The following is a 17450-nucleotide window of genomic DNA, read 5'->3' as shown; positions in this document are numbered from 1 at the left end:
GCGAAAATTATGGCGGCCATCAACCCCGGCAATTGGACTTTACGAGAAAAAATCGGCCAATTAATTGTGGTGCGGGCCTCAGGATTTTTGTTTGACCATCAAATTCGTTACCCTGCTTGGGAAGCTCCCAATCAAACTCTGCAGAATTGGTTAGCAAACCTTAATTTGGGCGGGGTAATTCTCTTAGGGGGCAGTGGGGCTGAATTAGCTTTACGCACTGCTCAGTTACAAAGTTGGGCTCCGACGCCATTACTTTTAGCCGCTGACATTGAGGAGGGGGTGGGGCAGAGATTCTCCGGTGCCACTTGGTTTCCCCCTCCCATGGCTTTAGGCAGCATTGCCGAGCAAGATTTAGACTTGGCTCAACAATATGCCAAGCAGATGGGGGAAGTGATTGCCCAGGAGGCCCTAGCGGTGGGCTTGAATTGGATTTTGGCCCCGATCGCCGATGTGAATAATAATCCTAACAATCCAGTAATTAATGTGCGGGCCTTTGGGGAAACCCCGGAGATTGTGGGGACTTTAGTGCGGGAATTTATTACGGGAACCCAGCAATTTCCTGTGCTAAATTCTGCTAAACACTTCCCTGGCCATGGGGACACTAGCACCGATTCCCATTTACATTTGCCCGTTATTCCCCACCCCATCGACCGACTGGAAACCTTAGAGTTGCTTCCTTTTCAGCAGGCGATCGCCCAAGGGGTGGATAGTGTGATGACTGCCCATATTCTTGTCCCTGCTTGGGACGATAGTAATCCGGCAACTTTATCCCCGGCCATTTTGACTGGACAATTAAGACAAAAACTCGGTTTTGACGGCATCATTGTCACCGATGCGCTGATTATGGGGGGAATTACGGACATTGCTAGCCCTAGGGAAGTGGCGGTACGGGCTTTGGAAGCAGGGGTGGATATTCTCTTAATGCCACCAGATCCAGTAACTGTGATTGCGGCGATCGCCGAGGCGGTGGAATCGGGTCGTTTAACGGAGGAGAGAATTGAACAATCTTTGCAACGGGTATTAACTGCCAAGGAAAAATTAGCCCCCGCCCCTGATCCGAACAATTTCACCATTAATTTACAAACTGGGCCCGGCCGCAAATTAGTGGATCAAATTCTCACTGCAGCACTGCAAAGCGAGGGAGATTTGCCCATTGCCAACCTAGGCGATCAACCGGGAAAAAATTTAGTTATTGTGGATGATTTACTTACCGCCGATTTCCTTGACCGGGCTTGTCCTGCTCTAACTTTGCCGGTGAAAGGAGGATACACAGTCAAAATCCTCACTCCAGAATTGTTGGAACACTATCCCCTTGGTCAAAATCCATTTTTACTCCAGGTATTTATTCGGGGCAATCCCTTCCGGGGCACTGCGGGTTTAACATCTGCAACCCAAGCGCTGTATCGCCAATGTTTAACCCATCCATCCTTACAGGGATTAATCGTCTACGGCAGTCCCTACGTTTTAGATTGGTTCCAAACCCAGATGGCGGAACTCTGCCCCCATTTACCCTGGGCCTTTTCCCATGGCCAAATGCCCCAAGCCCAGGCGATCGCCATTGGCCGATTATTCGGTTGGCAAGATTTATCTGATCAAAGCATTAAAGATAGGACTTTTACCACCTAAAAGCTGATTCACCCAGGCTCAAGCAATACTCTGGGAAACCATAGCGCTGGTAATTCTTGCTCAACTATCTGAGGGAGTAGGGGTCAGTTTATCCAACGGTTCTGAAGGTGCTGTCGGAAGCTCAGTAATTTCTTCTTCAATCACCTTTTCCTCTACCATTGTCTGCAGTATTTCCTCTTCTGTCTCCCCTACTAACTCCGGTTCCTCCACCGCTTCAGGCTGTTGGATATCTGGGGATAGTTGTGGGGGGGACTCGGAAATATTTTCTTCTGTAATGCCCTCTGGGGAAGTGTTCAAATCCTGTATGGTCTCCTTTGGAGCGGCAAGGGGAACTTCTTCCACTACTACTTCCGTTTCCTCCACTTCAACCTGTTGATCGAGTTCAACTGATTCCGTTGCTTCCGTTTGAATGGCAGGTTCCGGCGCAGTTTCCACCAATTGCTCCGGCTCTCCCGCTTCCTCCACAGGCTCCACTCCAAAGGGGCGGTCCAAGCCGACCATAGTGTAGGCTTCCGCTAAGGGCACATCCCCTCGCATTAAACGGGAAAAGGCATCCTGGCCATCAGGTTGGTAATTGATCACCCGCACTGTGTTGTTAAAACGGTTAGCCACTAGGTTGCCCGCTTCGTCAATGAACTCCAATTTGAGCCAATTTTCCCCGGTTTCAAAGCCTTCCAGGTAAATGGGTTGCCATTGGTCCACCAAAAAACTTTCATCATTGACAGTGACCCGGATGCGCCAATCGCTCAAGTCAGCATCATTGGTCGCTGCAATGTGGAGGGGAGCGTTGGTTAAATAGTAGTCCAAAAGAATTGGTTCAGCGCCATAGTCTCCCTTGGGACGGCTATAGGTCAATAGGGGTAGGTCGGAGTCTGGATTATTGCTGTCGGTTTTGGTGAGAACGTGGAAAGTAACTTGGGCATAGGCCCCATCGTTTTTATAGCTTTCGTGCCAAGGGCGGACAGGAAAGGCCCGCAGGGTATGGGTGCCCGGCTCCAAATCTTCTAGGACAATGGGTTGGTCTAGGTTATAAATCGCCCGATAGGGTTCGTTATCCAAAATTAGATGGACATGGGCCCGCAGGGGAACAGTGTCATTTTGGTTCAGGGGTAGGTCTTCCGCCCGGAGTTTCACCGCCACTGTGGTCTTTTTGAGCACCGTATCGGGGGCCGGGGAGAGGATTGTTACCTGGGGTTGGTATTGATTAAAGCTGGAGGCTAGGGCTTGTATTGTTTTGGGGGGAGATACTTCCCGCAGGTTGCCCAACTGCACTGGTTCGCTAGTTTTAATTAAGGGGGGCGGGGACGATGCCGATAAAGATTGACAACCCCCTAAACCCATGGCGATCGCCAGCAGACATATCGTCAGCACAGTGGTCACATGGGACCAATAGCTTGGCCGACAATTATTTTGATTATGCCAATGGCGATCGAGCACAGTGTTAAGCCTCCCTCCAGTTATGGTCAATTGATACCAAGTTAGTTATCCAGCCAATATTTTCCTGCAGTTTCCTGATTTTCCACCTTGGGCAGCCCCATGCTGTAATTCAACACCCGACAATCTAGGTTGTAACTAACTTTACCTGCTTGCAACAGGTCACGGATAAAATGCTCCAAATCCGAGCCAATGCGCCGTAAATTGTAGTCAGTTAAATCTTCACCACTGTAGGACTCCACCAACTCATCGAAGCGACGATAAACCTGTTGGAGAGCATCTTCATTCCAAACAAATTCGTTATCGGGGTCCACATCCATGGTCAAGACATTGTTACTGGGAATCAGTTCATTACCTTGTACTTCAGCGCTAAAAATACGGACGTGGCGGGTAGTGGATTTAACAAGCATGGCAATTAGCTAAGCCTCTGGAGATCAAGAGTAATTCTAAACAAATTTGTCCGGGGTCGGTCACCAGGCAATGGCAAGAATCCAGCCAAACCCTTGTTTGAAGAAGATATTTAAAAGTCTTATCGCCCCTATCAACTAATAGGAGGGGGGCTTTAGGGCCAGGGGAAGACCCTCGATTTGAGCCCATAGCCCCCCAAATTAAGAAGTCCGGGGGCAAACAAAATTTAGAGGATTTACCGGTTCAGTTAGCTCCACCCCAACTACTATTTGTAGTTCTTAACGCACTCTTCCACCAAGGGCAGCACTGCATCTACATCTTTCCAGCCCAGAATTTCTGTCACCTTTTTCTCCAAATTTTTGTAGGAGCGGAAGAACTCGGCAATTTCATCCAAGCGGTGCCCAGCCAGGTCATTGATGGATTTAACGTAGGTGTAGCGGGGATCTTTGGCGGGAACACAAAGAATTTTTTCGTCCCGATCGCCACCGTCAATCATTTCCAACATACCAATGGGGCGGGCGGTAATTACGCAACCGGGGAAAGTGGGCTGGTCCATAATCACCATGCCATCGAGGGGATCGCCATCGTCAGCCAGGGTGTTGGGGATAAAACCGTAGTCGTAGGGATATTGCACAGAGGAATACAGTACCCGGTCGAGGGCAAAGCAATTCATGTCTTTGTCGAACTCGTATTTATTTTTGCTCCCTGCGGGAATTTCGATCAACACATTGATCAAACCGGCTTTGGGCTGGGCAGGAATACGGCTTAGATCCACAATTTTTCTCCAACGAAATACAAAAGAGTCACAACCAAACGGGCTCAAAACCCGATCGCATTTTACTCGTTGGGCTCCCCTTGTACCTAGCCTTAGCTGAGGGGAATTTCCCTTGGCCCTTTCACAGGCCATAATTAGGACGGTTATTGTCAATTTTTCTGCCCCTGTCCATGGTCTATTTTCCCCTGCCATCGCCAGCCACTGCCCTAACAGTGCCCAAGCTGGGGGAGGCCGATGGTATTTTCCTTTCCCTAGTGTTGCCCACCTATAACGAAGGGGAAAATATCCAAGCCATGGTAACTACCCTGGTGAAACTGTTGGAAAACCGTTGGTCTGGACAGTATGAGTTGATTGTGGTGGACGATGACAGTCCCGATTTAACTTGGCAAAAGGCTTTTAACTTAAGCGACACCTATCCCCAATTGCGAGTAATTAGAAGAACAGAAGGACGAGGTTTATCCACGGCGGTGATTCGAGGTTGGCAAGAAGCTAGGGGAAATTTTTTAGGAGTTATTGATGCAGATTTACAGCATCCTCCCCAGGTCTTGCTGGCCCTGTTGGCGGAAATGGAGCGGGGGGCAGATTTGGCAGTGGCTAGTCGTCATCAATCAGGAGGGGGGGTCAGTCAATGGAGTTTAGTGCGAAGGCTACTTTCCCGGGGGGCCCAGATGCTAGGTTTATTAATTCTGCCGGAGGTAATTGGCCGTCTGTCCGACCCCATGAGTGGTTTTTTCTTGGTTAGGCGTCAGGCGATCGCCGATTGTCCCCTCAGTCCAGTGGGTTACAAAATCCTCATTGAAGTGACGGCCCGGGGGCGCATCCGTTGGTTGGCGGAGGTCGGCTACGTTTTTCAAGAACGGCGATCGGGGCAAAGCAAGGTCACTTGGCGACAGTATGTGGAATATCTCCAGCATCTATGCAAACTGAGGTTGTCCCTTTCCTCCCGGTTTTTGCAATTTTGCGCGGTGGGGCTAACCGGAGTGGCGGTGGACATGGCCATTTTATTTATCCTCACGGAACCATCCCTGGGAGATCTGCCCCTGAGCCGCAGTAAGATCATCGCCGCCCAGTTAGCCATCCTGAACAACTTTTTTTGGAATGACCGTTGGACTTTTCAAGATCTAACCCAGGGACAAAATAGTCCCTCCCAAGTCAGTAAACGTCTGCTCAAATTTAACCTGATCTGCTGGGCTGGCCTGGGCATTAACCTGGGGCTGTTGAATTTCTTCTTTAACTTTTCCCACTTCAACCGCTACCTAGCCAACGCCCTGGCGATCGCCCTAGTGACCCTCTGGAACTTTTGGTTCAACCTCAAACTTAGTTGGCGAGTTACGGATGTCTAATGCCCTCCGCCGCTGAAGTTCCACCGGATCAACCGTTGTCATCAAGAAAAAATTAGGGCCTATTCGTCCGGTTCGATGGTGCTGGACAGCCCGTGACTCCGCAGGGTTTCACAGTAAAACTCAGCGTGTTCCAACTCACAAGTAATCACCAAAGACATGCCGTTAAAGTGGGCTTCCATCATAATGTCCACCGCTTGGGGCTGGGTCATGCCCGCCACCGTCTGGATCAAAGTTTGCACCACATGCTCCATGGAGTTGAAGTCATCGTTGTGCAGTAAGACCCGGTAACGGGGGGCGTGTTTGCGGATTGTGCTATTGCTGGGCTTGTTTAAAACTTCGGTCGCCATCATTTACCTCCCTGGGCGAAAGTGGAAAAACTTCAGATTCTTTACGTATAGATTTTAACCCCCAGTTCCCCGGAGCGGAGAACGTTACAATGGTAAAAGTAAAGAAATGTAACAAACTTCCCCATTGACCATGGTCACTTCCCCCCCAACCAGTTCCCCATCGCAGCGCTCCTACAGTCCGCAGGATTGGCTGAGAGGTTACCAGTCCCAGCCCCAGGAGTGGGATTATTGGGTCGAAGACGTGGAAGGGAGCATACCCCCAGACCTCCAGGGAACGCTCTATCGCAACGGCCCTGGATTATTGGAAATTGGCGATCGCCCTTTGAAGCATCCCTTTGACGGGGACGGCATGGTGACAGCCTTTAAATTTCCTGGGGACGGTCGAGTACATTTCCAGAGCAAATTTGTCCGCACCCAGGGTTACGTGGAAGAGCAAAAAGCGGGAAAAATGATCTATCGGGGCGTCTTTGGTTCCCAACCGGCGGGGGGCTGGCTCAAAACTATCTTTGACTTACGGCTAAAAAACATTGCCAACACCAACATTACCTACTGGGGCGATCGCCTCTTGGCCCTATGGGAAGGGGGACAACCCCATCGCTTGGAACCATCAAACTTAGCAACCATTGGGTTGGATGATTTGGGCGGCATTCTTGCGGAAGGGCAACCCCTGTCGGCCCATCCCCGCATTGATCCGGCTTCAACTTTTGATGGGGGCCAACCCTGCTATGTGACCTTTTCAATTAAATCCAGCTTGAGCAGTACCCTCACCCTGTTAGAGCTAGACCCCCAGGGTAAATTGTTGCGGCAAAAAACTGAAACTTTTCCTGGTTTTGCTTTTATTCATGATTTTGCGATCACGCCCCATTACGCCATTTTTCTGCAAAATAACGTTACTCTCAACGGGTTACCCTACCTTTTCGGTTTGCGAGGAGCAGGGGAATGTGTGCAATTTCATCCCGATAAACCTGCTCAAATTATTCTCGTTCCTAGGGACGGTGGAGAAATAAAAAGAATTCCGGTACAGGCAGGCTTTGTTTTTCACCATGCCAACGCTTTTGAGGAAAATGGCAAAATAATCCTCGATTCCATTTGTTACAATTCCCTGCCCCAGGTAGACACCGATGGGGATTTTCGTAGTACGAATTTCGATAATTTAGATCCCGGACAGTTATGGCGTTTCACCATTGATCCCGCAGCAGCCACGGTGGAAAAACAGTTAATGGTTAGTCGTTGTTGCGAGTTTCCCGTTGTCCATCCCCAGCAGGTTGGCCGTCCATATCGCTATGTTTACATGGGAGCCGCACACCATAGCACAGGCAATGCTCCCCTTCAGGCCATTCTCAAAGTAGATCTAGAGTCCGGCACTGAAACTCTACGTTCCTTTGCCCCCCATGGTTTTGCCGGGGAACCTATTTTTGTGCCCCGACCCGGTGGCGTGGCTGAAGATGATGGTTGGTTGCTCTGCTTGATTTATAAAGCTGATTTGCACCGTTCCGAACTAGTGATTCTTGATGCTCAGGACATTACTGCTCCGGCGATCGCCACTTTGAAGTTAAAGCATCACATTCCCTATCCCCTGCACGGTTCCTGGGCCCAGACTTGAAGTCTAGATGGCCACCGCAGAAGCCCTTACCAACGGTCAAATTCATAATAAATATTGCCCAGGGTTTCGTAGGTGATGCCAGGGAGCTGGCGTAATTTGGCGTCTAAGTAATCCATGGCTTCATCTTTAGTCATGTTAGTACGTTGCATAAAAGTCAGTACGCTCACTTTGCCCTGACTTTGTTTGACTAATTTTTCGAAAATCACTTCTACCTCCTTTTTTAAATTCCGCAGGTAAATATAAATGGTAAAAGCACAAATAAAGGAAAAAATTAGCCCTAAAACATGAAATAGTGGCAGTCTAAACAAAGAGTCCGCAAAAACAAATTCAAAAATGGCAAAAAAACCGAGGGTAGAGAAAAACACCGGCGTTGAACCGATGCGTTCCTGCTCTGTTCTCGATTTCAGGCTGACTAAACGGTAAACGTAAAAAACGGCTGTTAAGAACAAATAGAAAAGCCAGTCCATAAAAACTCACCAGTCCACTGGCGACTCACCACAGGTTAGGGGGCTAGAGGAAAATTCGGCCTGCCAGCACCATTCTAGAATCTTACTTTCAAAATCAGGGCACTATCAGCATTCAACTGCCACCCAAAATAAATAGGCTTAACAATGTTCCACTATTCCAGAGACTGTGGAGAATCATCGAAGATAAAAGATTGCGGGAACGGCTATAAACAAGGCCGAGAATGGAGCCCAAAACAAATAAAGGTAAAATTTCCGACACATTCAAATGGGCGATGGCAAACAGTAAACTGCTGAGAATAATGGCTACACTAACGGGAAAGTAGCGGGTTAGGGCTGGTAGGAGAAAGCCCCGGAAGATAATTTCTTCAAACACCGGCGCTAAAACGGCAGCGGTAAAAAAGAAAATTCCTAGCACTAACCAATTTTGGGAATCCAAAGCAAGGGAAAGCAAGGGATTACTGCCCCCCTGGCCCTGCCAAATTTCTTGATTTACTAAGGACACCAACACCACCAATGGCAATGCCACCAGGTAGCCTCCCAAGCCCCACAAAATGGCTCCGAAGTTAGGACGCAGGGTAAACCAATCCTGGGGTAGGGGACGAAAGTCCTTTAGGGAGACGAATAAAGACCCCAAACCCACTGCGGCGATCGCCCCATAGGTGGCCAATACGTAGAAGGCTTTGCCCATCAATGACAAATCCGCCATGGGCAGAGGTAACACCCCCACCACCAACGGCAAAACAATCTGGCTGGGAAAAAAGAAACCCACCACCAACACCTGCCAAGTGGTTTCCCAATTCCAGGGAGTGTCCCATCTGGTTTTGGCGTTAGTAGCTAGAATTGCCTTTTCCCGACCCAAAGCCCATTGCAATAACAGTCCAATCATCAGCAAAACACCGATGCCTCCTCCCAACAAAGGCAAGCTGTTGAGTAGGGCTAATTTCACCAGGGCCCGCTGGCTAGCCTTTTCCACTTCTGTTTGCAACGCTCCACAGGCGGGGGTATCACAAACCTGATCGAGGCTTTCAAGATTACCTTGGCGGCGATAAAGCTGGGTCAGTCCCTGCCAACGAAACCATCCCTTTAATTGGCTATTAATAACCGCTTCCGCATTGGAGGGGATGGGTTCGGCTTGTTGTAGAGCAATCAGCACGGTGGCGATTTCTTGCTCATTTGGCTCACCGTTGCTCACTACAGATTGCCAAGTATCGAGGGATTTTTGCGTCTGATTCTCAGCGTATTGGAGCAACCCCAAATTAATTTGAATTTGGTTTAGGGTCTTTTGATTTTTGGCAATGACTGCTTGGATTGGGGCCGGATTGACATTGGGGGATGTCTCCAGGGTCGCCTGTTGATTTTTGAGCCGGTCTAGATAGTCAGTCAATTCCTGGACTGCTATTTCGTACTGTTTTAACCCTCCCTGTTGGGGTTGACTTTCCAATAGGGCTGTTTGCAGGGTTTCCCGCCATGTTCCCGATTCCCCCTTCCCCTGCCAAGCCGAAGCTTGCAACAACAGATTGGTTTGGGAAAGTTGTAGCTGAGACTGTACTTGGGGTTCTTCTAAGCTTCCCACCAGGGAAAGTAAAAAGGGCACCAGGGAAATAACCGTCAACAGGGCGAGGATAATTCGCTTCATCAAAAAAAAACTGGGTCTAAAACCCCGTCCTTGGCTCAGGGACGGCTGTGTTAACGAAGCTAGCATAACCCATCGCCCCCTTTTGGCCAGGCCGGTTATCCCCCTCGGGGAGCATTGCCTTTGTAGTACAATGAGTGTTAAAAAACAACGATTATGCCTCCAACTTTTGTTCTTGCTTCTGCTTCCCCCGCCCGCAAACGTTTGCTGGAAATGGCCGGCATTAGCCCCCTAGTGGCCGTGAGCCATTTCGATGAATCTTCCTTAGCCGCCGACAACACAGTGGCCCTGGTGGAAGCTCTGGCCAAGGCTAAAGCAGGAACGGTGGCCAGTAAATTCGCTGATGCCCTCGTCCTCGGCTGTGATTCCCTTTTATTGGTTAATGGTCAAACCTACGGTAAACCAGAGTCGCCCGCGGTGGCGATCGCCCGTTGGCAAACCATGCGGGGTCAGGTGGGGGAACTGTACACGGGCCATGCCTTGATTGACCGCACCCAAAACCGTTGCCTGTGCCAAACGGGGTTAACCAAAGTTCATTTTGCTGATGTGGATGACGACACCATCCAAGCCTACGTGGGTAGTGGGGAACCCCTCCAATGTGCTGGGGCGTTTGCCCTGGAAGGCAAAGGGGGAATGTTAATTAATAAACTGGATGGTTGTTCCAGCAACGTGATTGGCCTGAGCTTGCCCATTCTGCGGTCATTGTTGCAACGGTTGGGTTACTCCCTTAAAGATTTTTGGTAACAATAAACTAAATTATCCCACAAAGTTGGACTAGCGGAACCATTCCGTTAGCCCACCGGGTTTATCCACCAATGTGATCCCCGCTTCCTGCAGCACATCCCTGAGGCGATCGCCTTCGGCCCAGTTTTTATCTTTTCGGGCTTGGGTGCGTTGGGCCACCAGTTGTTCAATATCCCCATCAGTCAAACCATTATCGTTGCTAGATTGGGACTCGGGATTAATACTTAAACCCAGAATCTCTGCCAGACTGACCAAAGTAATCCATTGGGTTTGCAACAAATCCAGATCGGCGGGGGTGGACCCCTCAAATTTTAATTTATTGCCCTCAGACCGTAGATGCTTGGCCAATTCAAACATTACGGCCAAACCACCGGCAAAATTAAAGTCATCGTCCACCGCCTCCTGGAATGCCACCGTCCATTGGTTCGCGTCGGGGCCTAGGGGGGTAAATGCCAACTCCCAGCCAAAATCTCCACCGTAGTCATAGCCAAATTGCAAACCTTCCCTTAGCGTGTGCCAACCATTAGTGGCGGCGGCGATCGCCGTCTCGGTGAAATCTAGCGGTTTACGGTAATGACCTTGGAGAACCAAAAGTCTGATTGCCATGGGGTCAACGGTTTTTAGCAAAGCCCGAATGGTGGTGAAGTTCCCCAGGGATTTGGACATTTTTTCTCCATCTACCTTCACCATGCCGTTATGGAGCCAATACTGGGCCAGGGGTTGACCCGTCACCGCCTCCGATTGGGCAATTTCATTTTCGTGGTGGGGAAAAATTAAATCATTGCCCCCCACATGTAGATCAATAGTTTCCCCTAAAAATTCCCTCACCATGGCGGAACATTCAATGTGCCAGCCCGGCCGCCCCTTACCCCAAGGAGATTCCCAGGCCGGTTCCCCCGGTTTAGCGCTTTTCCATAAGGCGAAATCAAACGGGTCCTGTTTTTGGGCTCCATCGGGATCGGCCACTGTCACCCGGCCGCTGGCCCCCGCCTGCAAATCCTCTAGCCTGCGTCCAGAGAGCTTGCCGTAGCCGTCAAAATTACGCACTGAGTAATAGACATCTCCACCGCTGGGATAGGCGTAGCCCTTAGCTTCCAACTCCGCAATTAACCTTTTAATGCCATCTAGGGTGTGGGTAGCCCTGGGGTAAAGATCCGCTGGTTGCACTCCCAACGCTTCCATATCTTCAAAATAGGCGGCGATAAATTTTTCTGACACCGCCTCCATGGTGGAGCTTTCGTCCACTGCCCGTTTGAGGATTTTGTCGTCAATATCAGTGAAATTTTGCACATAGCGCACCTCATAACCCGACCATTGCAGGTAACGACGCACCAAATCCCAGGTAATGCAGGTACGGGCGTGGCCTAGGTGGCAATAGTCATAGACGGTGATGCCGCAACAGTACATTGTCACCAGGCCAGGGTGGAGAGGTTGCAGGGGTTGTTTGGCTCGGGTGAGGGAATCGTACAGGCGCAGGGTCATGGGCAGGGAAGGCAAAAATCAATGGACAGTCTTCCCATTATTCTCCATCAAAGCCACACCCAGGCCCAACGGCGATCGCCAGGAATTGGGCCAGACTGGGAAAACTGAGCGTGGTAAAAAGGTAACGCTTTCAGTACTAGGGAGAAAGGATAGGCATTAACTCCTCTGCCTCATCAAAAATGGTCAAGCGGGCGGGCTTACATTGCTTGACGGTTACCTGAATATCCTGGGCTCCTTCTCCCCGCAAATCCTCCAGGTAGCCTAGCTGGGCTTTTTCCGCACTACTACGGCGGGCAAAGGGGCCAAAATAATAGGTACAGCGAGGAGCGCCGGTGCTAATTACAACCCAGTGAGCCATGCCCAGCAAGGATAAAACACGGATCCACAGTTCTTTCATAGGACTTTGGGTAGGGATAGAGACAAGGTAATGGGATTTGTTTGCTGTCATTTTAACTTTCCAATCCGCAATATTTTGTTACATTGCCGGCAGAATCGTAATTAAATCTGCTACCTTGTCCCTTCTTTTCCTAATCCTCGGAAACTTCTCGTAAGTCGGAGGCAGTGTGGGATAGGGTGGGGCGATCAAAACCCCGTTGGCGAAAAATTTCATAAAGACTGATGGCCGCCGCCACAGAAGCATTCAGACTGGGGGTTTTACCGGCTAAAGGAATGGTAATTAGATGGTCACAGTGTTTTTGGGTGAGCAAGCTCAATCCCTCTCCTTCCGAGCCAATTACTAACCCCATGGGTTCTCGCAAATCCGCTTGATGCAGAGCAGTTTGTTTCCCTGCTACGGTGCCATAGATCCAAAAGCCAGACTCCTTCAATGTTTCCAACGCACGGCTAAGATTTACCACCCGGGCCACGGGGAAATGTTCCAAGGCGCCAGCGGCCACTTTCATCACTGTGGAAGTGATCCCGGCTACCCGCCGTTGGGGTAACACCATGCCCTGGGCCCCAAACGCTTCGGCGGTACGAATAATTGCCCCCAGGTTATGGGGATCGGTGATGCTGTCGATGATGATCAAAACTGGAGCAGTGCTTTGGCTTTTAGCTTTATCAATCAGATCCCCCAGTTCCCAGTAGTGGTAGGGGGCTACTTGGGCGGCAATGCCTTGGTGATTGGCGTTGTGGGTGATTTGGTTCAGGCGAAAATTATCGACCTCATCCACTACCGTGCCGTTGGCCTTAGCGGTTTGAATTTTAGTGCGGTAGCGGATGTCGTGGCGGAGATGGGAAGTAATCCAAATGCGGTTCAATTGGCGATCGCCGTCTAGGGCCGCTAGAACAGCATGGTGGCCGTAGAGTAAATCCAAGGCTTCCTGGGCTTGCTCGGAGTCCATCGGCGGGGGAGCAGCAGGAAAAGTTTTGCCAAAGGGAGGCTTCTGGCCCGATCGCCGGGGTCTATCGTCACCGTAGCGGGGTTTATCCCTGTCTTTATCTTTAAAACGACTCTTAAAGTTGCTGGGCTTATCCCCAGCCCGTCGGGGTTTATCGTCGTTGGTCCGGGGACGGGGCTTATCCTGGAAGCGATCGGATTTTTCTTTAAAACCCTGGGGCTGGTCATCGTTAAAGCGGGGTTTATCTCCACTGCGCTTTAGTTTGGGTTTCTGCTCTCCATAGCGGGGCTTATCTCCACGGGCAGAACGGGGAGAAAATTTCTTCTTGGGCATTTCAGTCATGACTTTCGGGGGCTAACGGGGGGCGGCGTCGGGCAGTTCAATTAAGGCTAATAGTTCATCTAGTCGACGGGCATCCCTGAGGTATAAATAACCTAAAAGAGTTTCTAAACCACTGGCGGCCTGGTACAGTTCGGGATTAGCTCGCCGGGAGGTAGATGTGGCGGCATTACGACCCCGACGCACCCATTCCTTTTCTGGGTCGGTTAATTGGGGTAAAAGGGTGGTTAAAATTTGGGCCTGTTGTTCAGCTCGAACTTGGGCCACTACCCGACGGTGAAAATCCCCTATGCGACGGGGGGGAAACAGATAACAACAACGGACATAAAGTTCAAAAACAGCATCTCCTAGATAGGCCAGGGCCACGGGGGATAGGGACTGTACCGCAGGGGCATCAGCGGGGTTCAGGGAAGATTGCCAAAGGGGATGGTCATCAAACTGGGTCATGGCACCTCCCCATTGCAGTCAAAACGGGACAGCACCACCATGGTTGGACCACCCGTGAACAACCAACCATCATTACCCCTCAGTGGTAGCGGCGATCGCCTCAGCCAGGGAATTATGGAGATGGAGGAATTTTTCCAAACGCACCAGTTTTACCGTTTGGGTAACCCTAGGGTTGGTGACAATCTGTACACTTCCCTGTTTGTTTTGGGAAAGTTTGGTTACCTGCACCAAAGCTCCTAGGCCAGAGCTATCAATAAAATCAATGGTGGACAAGTCCAGCACCACATGGGGAGGCCCTGCTTCGATGTGATCGCTGACTACCTTACGGAAGGTAGGCTCGGAAAATGCGTCCAACAAACCCGTCAGACGGAAGATTTGTAACTTTTCCTTGACTTCTAATGTCCCGCGCAAACTGACCGTCAAGTTTAGTGGCTCAGCAATAACGCCCTCCTCGGCTTTACACCCTGTACTCAAAATTGAACAATGTCAAATTGTAGCTTACTTTGCTTGCCCATTCGGAATTGTTAACTAAAATATCAGCTCAAAAAATCGAAATGGGCGATCGCCTCTAGGATAGCGCCAGCATGGCTCGATTGGGCCCGATAATGACGAGAATCCCCCCATTGGTCATACCAGTGCAATAATTCCGGCTGGGCATTACGGACAATGACACCCCGAGCGGAAGTTTCAAATAAGCCAATATCATTGCCGGAGTCCCCACACACCAGGGTTTGAGACGGCTCCATGGCTAAATGTTGTTGCAGATATTGGGTGGCGTTACCTTTGTTACTCCGTTGGGGCAATAAATCCACATCTTTGCCACTGCTGAAAATCACCTGCACCGGGATGCCGGTTTCCTTCAACATCTCCGTTAATTGGTCGATGACGGTGGGGCAAGCCTGGGGATCGAGATGATAGCTAATTTTCCATGGGTTTTGTTCCAAGGGAGATTGGGGTTTTAAGGCCTCAAAACCATCGGCGATCGCCTGGAGGATATCCCGTTGCCAATGCTCAGAGAGGTAATCAGCCCAATGTTGGTCCAGGCCTTCTGGATGGTAAATTTCACTCCCCACCGCGGTGAGCCAATAGTCCGGTTCCATGAGTCCCACCTGTTTTTGCAACTCCCTCGCGGAATGGTAGGAACGCCCCGTGGCATAGGCCAAATAAAAATTTCCCCGGCGATCGCCTAGATATTCTTGCAAATGTTCCAGGGCTTGTTGATCTCCGACCCAGGTATTGTCCAGGTCAGAAATTAGCAATAACTGTCGCATAGGATTGATCAATGTAGATTTACCAACAAAGTTGAATCTCCGGCGTTAGAGTATGTTTGAAAAGTCATGATCCACTCTCCAAATGTCTTCACTAAAGCTCCGGCAAATTTGGGGGACTTTGAACACTATTCCCCCCAGAATTGGGGGGCTAGGGGGCTTTTAAAAGACGTTCCTAGACCTCAAACGATTTGCAGTGATTAAGTAAACTAATTACCCTGCCGTTGTTTGTGGTCGCTGATGAAAGATTCCACCAATTTCACATCTTCTGCGCTGCCAATAATGGCGGGGGTACGCTGATGTAATTTAGAAGGAATTAAGTCCAGTAAACGTTTTTGGCCGTCACTAGCCCTTCCCCCAGCCTGTTCCACCAAAAAGGCCAGCGGCGCAGTTTCATAGAGCAAACGCAATTTGCCGTCGGGATTTTTTTCCGTACCAGGATAAAGAAACACTCCCCCTTGCATCAAAATCCGGTGAATATCCCCCACCAGAGCACCGCTATAACGGGCAGTGTAACCTTCGTGGCGATGGACGTAACGGGTGTAATCCCTCAGGGCTTCATCCCATTGCCAAAAGTTACCTTCATTGGTGCTGTAAATGGGGCCGTGGTTGGGAATGCGGATATTTTCCTGGGCTAAAATAAATTCCCCCAAACTGGGATCGAGGATAAAGCTATGCACTCCGGAGCCGAGGGAATAAACCAGGATGGTGGAGGGGCCGTAGAGGATATAACCAGCAGCAATTTGCTTGTCTCCGTTAGCCAATAAATCTGACGCACTGCCGTCTAGATCGTCCCCTTCCTGTTGCCGAATGGCAAAAATGGAACCCACGTTGAGGTTAATGTCCACGTTGGAGGAACCATCAATGGGGTCGTACAGCAAAGTATAGCGACCAATGGGGCAATTTTCAGGAATATAGTAGGGTTTTTCCATCTCCTCCGAAGCCAGACGACAAACCAAGCCACTTTGCTTAAAGACAGAAATAAAAACATCATTGGCAAATACGTCCATTTTTTTCACCGATTCCCCCTGGACGTTGGTTTCCCCAGTGAAGCCCAACACATCGGCCATTAACCCAGCTCGACTCAGGCGACGGGCAATCAGTTTTCCCGCTAGGGCAATGCGGTTCATGATGGCACTCAAATCCTGGGCATCGGCCCCAAAGCTATTCAGTTGTTGGAGTACGTGGCGTGAAAGGGTGGTGCAATCCCGGTCTAGTAAAGAGTTAGGAATATGAATCTCACTAACGGTCATGGATAAAAGTCTCCTTGGATTGCTAGGCTCAAAGTCCCTTCCATCCTAGCTTGATCTTTCCGAACCCCGAAATTTGCCTATTTTCAGGCGGATTTTGCCGACCTCTGCCCCAAAATAAATTCGGCGATCGCCAAATCTACGGGGGTGGTAATTTTCAAGTTAGTATCTTCCCCTGGCACTATTTTCACGGGTTGCCCACATTTTTCCAGCAGGGCCGCATCATCCGTTACTTCCCAACCTTCCTGTTTACCTTTGTCATGGCAGGCTTTGAGCAGGGCCACGTCAAAACCCTGGGGCGTTTGGGCTCCCCACAATCCTTGGCGATCGGGGGTGTCAGTGATCCAACCATCAGCGTTAACTATTTTGATGGTGTCCTTCACTGGCATGGCGGCAATTAATCCTTGGCAATGCTGGAGAGCCTCTGTGCAACGATCAAACAAATCCGGCGTAGCCAAACAACGGGCACCGTCGTGGATTAACACAAATTTCGCCCCCGGGGGCAGAGCTTGGATGCCATTAAAAACCGATTGTTGTCGGGTATCTCCCCCCACAATTAACTGCACTGGTTTAGGGCTATGGAGGGGAGTTAATAGAGCTTCAAAGGCTGGAAAATCGTAGGGTTGGCCCATGATGCCAATCCACTCAATGGACTGGGATGCCAATGCCGCCTGCACTGTCCAACTCAGCAGGGGTTGCCCCAAAACATTTAAAAGTAACTTATTGTGACCGCTCCCCATCCGTTTGCCGGAACCCGCCGCTGGAATTAGTAAATGCATCTACCCGACCGTCAACTCTGCTGAAATTCTCGGTCTCAAACCTTACCATGTTTACTTTGGGGAAATCTCAGTACAAAAGGAAAATTCGCAACGATAGGTCTAGAGATGATCGGCTCTGCAAAATTCCCCAGAGTGGCTAGCTGGTTTTGATTTTAGCTCTTTATG

18 protein-coding genes are annotated in these 17450 nt (G+C 50.0%); 4 read left to right on the top strand and 14 right to left on the bottom strand.

The window, feature by feature from the left end; translation table 11 throughout:
- Window positions 1-9: 9 nt before the first annotated feature.
- The gene (locus tag SYNPCCP_RS09675) at window positions 10-1626 is read left to right on the top strand and encodes a glycoside hydrolase family 3 N-terminal domain-containing protein (protein WP_010873055.1); all 1617 of its coding nucleotides are present in this window, start codon (window positions 10-12) and stop codon (window positions 1624-1626) included.
- Window positions 1627-1686: 60 nt separating this feature from the next.
- On the opposite strand, the gene SYNPCCP_RS09670 is transcribed toward SYNPCCP_RS09675, so the two are convergent.
- From SYNPCCP_RS09670 to SYNPCCP_RS09660, 3 genes are all read right to left on the bottom strand, one after another.
- The gene (locus SYNPCCP_RS09670) at window positions 1687-3063 is read right to left on the bottom strand and encodes an Ig-like domain-containing protein (protein WP_010873054.1); all 1377 of its coding nucleotides are present in this window, start codon (window positions 3061-3063) and stop codon (window positions 1687-1689) included.
- 41 nt (window positions 3064-3104) lie between these two features.
- Entirely contained in the window at window positions 3105-3470 is a 366-nt protein-coding gene (locus tag SYNPCCP_RS09665) for an NAD(P)H-quinone oxidoreductase subunit M (protein ID WP_010873053.1), read from the bottom strand.
- Between the two features lie 263 nt (window positions 3471-3733).
- Window positions 3734-4243, bottom strand: coding sequence for an inorganic diphosphatase (locus SYNPCCP_RS09660; RefSeq protein ID WP_014407118.1), 510 nt, complete (start codon window positions 4241-4243; stop codon window positions 3734-3736).
- A gap of 170 nt (window positions 4244-4413) precedes the next feature.
- On the opposite strand from SYNPCCP_RS09660, the gene SYNPCCP_RS09655 reads away from it, so the two are divergent.
- Complete coding sequence (locus SYNPCCP_RS09655; protein WP_010873051.1) at window positions 4414-5586, top strand: glycosyltransferase; 1173 nt, start codon at window positions 4414-4416, stop codon at window positions 5584-5586.
- 59 nt (window positions 5587-5645) lie between these two features.
- On the opposite strand, the gene clpS is transcribed toward SYNPCCP_RS09655, so the two are convergent.
- Entirely contained in the window at window positions 5646-5933 is a 288-nt protein-coding gene (clpS, locus tag SYNPCCP_RS09650) for an ATP-dependent Clp protease adapter ClpS (RefSeq protein ID WP_020862291.1), read from the bottom strand.
- A gap of 130 nt (window positions 5934-6063) precedes the next feature.
- Between clpS and SYNPCCP_RS09645 the strand changes: the two genes are divergently transcribed.
- Entirely contained in the window at window positions 6064-7536 is a 1473-nt protein-coding gene (locus SYNPCCP_RS09645) for an apocarotenoid-15,15'-oxygenase (protein ID WP_010873049.1), read from the top strand.
- A 26-nt stretch (window positions 7537-7562) separates the two neighbouring features.
- Here SYNPCCP_RS09645 and SYNPCCP_RS09640 read toward each other — a convergent pair whose 3' ends face one another.
- Together SYNPCCP_RS09640 and SYNPCCP_RS09635 are read right to left on the bottom strand one after the other, a co-directional pair.
- Entirely contained in the window at window positions 7563-8003 is a 441-nt protein-coding gene (locus SYNPCCP_RS09640; RefSeq protein WP_010873048.1) for a hypothetical protein, read from the bottom strand.
- A 112-nt stretch (window positions 8004-8115) separates the two neighbouring features.
- Window positions 8116-9639, bottom strand: a complete 1524-nt coding sequence (locus SYNPCCP_RS09635) for a CPBP family intramembrane glutamic endopeptidase (protein WP_223211379.1) — start codon at window positions 9637-9639, stop codon at window positions 8116-8118.
- Window positions 9640-9792: 153 nt separating this feature from the next.
- On the opposite strand from SYNPCCP_RS09635, the gene SYNPCCP_RS09630 reads away from it, so the two are divergent.
- Entirely contained in the window at window positions 9793-10380 is a 588-nt protein-coding gene (locus SYNPCCP_RS09630) for a Maf family nucleotide pyrophosphatase (RefSeq protein ID WP_010873046.1), read from the top strand.
- 30 nt (window positions 10381-10410) lie between these two features.
- Here SYNPCCP_RS09630 and cysS read toward each other — a convergent pair whose 3' ends face one another.
- The 8 genes from cysS to ispD all read right to left on the bottom strand — a co-directional run bounded on the left by cysS (window position 10411) and on the right by ispD (window position 17285).
- Window positions 10411-11862, bottom strand: coding sequence for a cysteine--tRNA ligase (cysS, locus tag SYNPCCP_RS09625; RefSeq protein WP_010873045.1), 1452 nt, complete (start codon window positions 11860-11862; stop codon window positions 10411-10413).
- 136 nt (window positions 11863-11998) lie between these two features.
- Window positions 11999-12259, bottom strand: a complete 261-nt coding sequence (locus SYNPCCP_RS09620; protein ID WP_228670060.1) for a DUF1816 domain-containing protein — start codon at window positions 12257-12259, stop codon at window positions 11999-12001.
- Window positions 12260-12389: 130 nt separating this feature from the next.
- Window positions 12390-13544 carry a 23S rRNA (guanosine(2251)-2'-O)-methyltransferase RlmB gene (gene rlmB / locus SYNPCCP_RS09615; RefSeq protein ID WP_010873043.1) on the bottom strand — a complete coding sequence of 385 codons (1155 nt, stop codon included), beginning with the start codon at window positions 13542-13544 and terminating at the stop codon, window positions 12390-12392.
- Window positions 13545-13556: 12 nt separating this feature from the next.
- Window positions 13557-13988: a Mini-ribonuclease 3 gene (locus SYNPCCP_RS09610; RefSeq protein ID WP_010873042.1), complete on the bottom strand. Its 432-nt coding sequence runs from the start codon at window positions 13986-13988 to the stop codon at window positions 13557-13559.
- A 72-nt stretch (window positions 13989-14060) separates the two neighbouring features.
- A complete protein-coding gene (locus SYNPCCP_RS09605; protein WP_020862292.1) occupies window positions 14061-14399 on the bottom strand; it encodes an STAS domain-containing protein in 339 nt (112 codons plus the stop codon).
- Window positions 14400-14524: 125 nt separating this feature from the next.
- A complete protein-coding gene (locus SYNPCCP_RS09600; RefSeq protein ID WP_010873040.1) occupies window positions 14525-15259 on the bottom strand; it encodes a sucrose-phosphate phosphatase in 735 nt (244 codons plus the stop codon).
- Window positions 15260-15465: 206 nt separating this feature from the next.
- The gene (fbp, locus tag SYNPCCP_RS09595; RefSeq protein ID WP_010873039.1) at window positions 15466-16509 is read right to left on the bottom strand and encodes a class 1 fructose-bisphosphatase; all 1044 of its coding nucleotides are present in this window, start codon (window positions 16507-16509) and stop codon (window positions 15466-15468) included.
- Window positions 16510-16592: 83 nt separating this feature from the next.
- Complete coding sequence (gene ispD / locus SYNPCCP_RS09590) at window positions 16593-17285, bottom strand: 2-C-methyl-D-erythritol 4-phosphate cytidylyltransferase (protein WP_010873038.1); 693 nt, start codon at window positions 17283-17285, stop codon at window positions 16593-16595.
- Between the last annotated feature and the right edge of the window lie 165 nt (window positions 17286-17450).

The sequence above is a fragment of the Synechocystis sp. PCC 6803 substr. PCC-P genome, from assembly GCF_000284455.1.
Lineage (GTDB): Bacteria > Cyanobacteriota > Cyanobacteriia > Cyanobacteriales > Microcystaceae > Synechocystis.
This window is presented reverse-complemented; position numbering and strand designations above follow the sequence as displayed.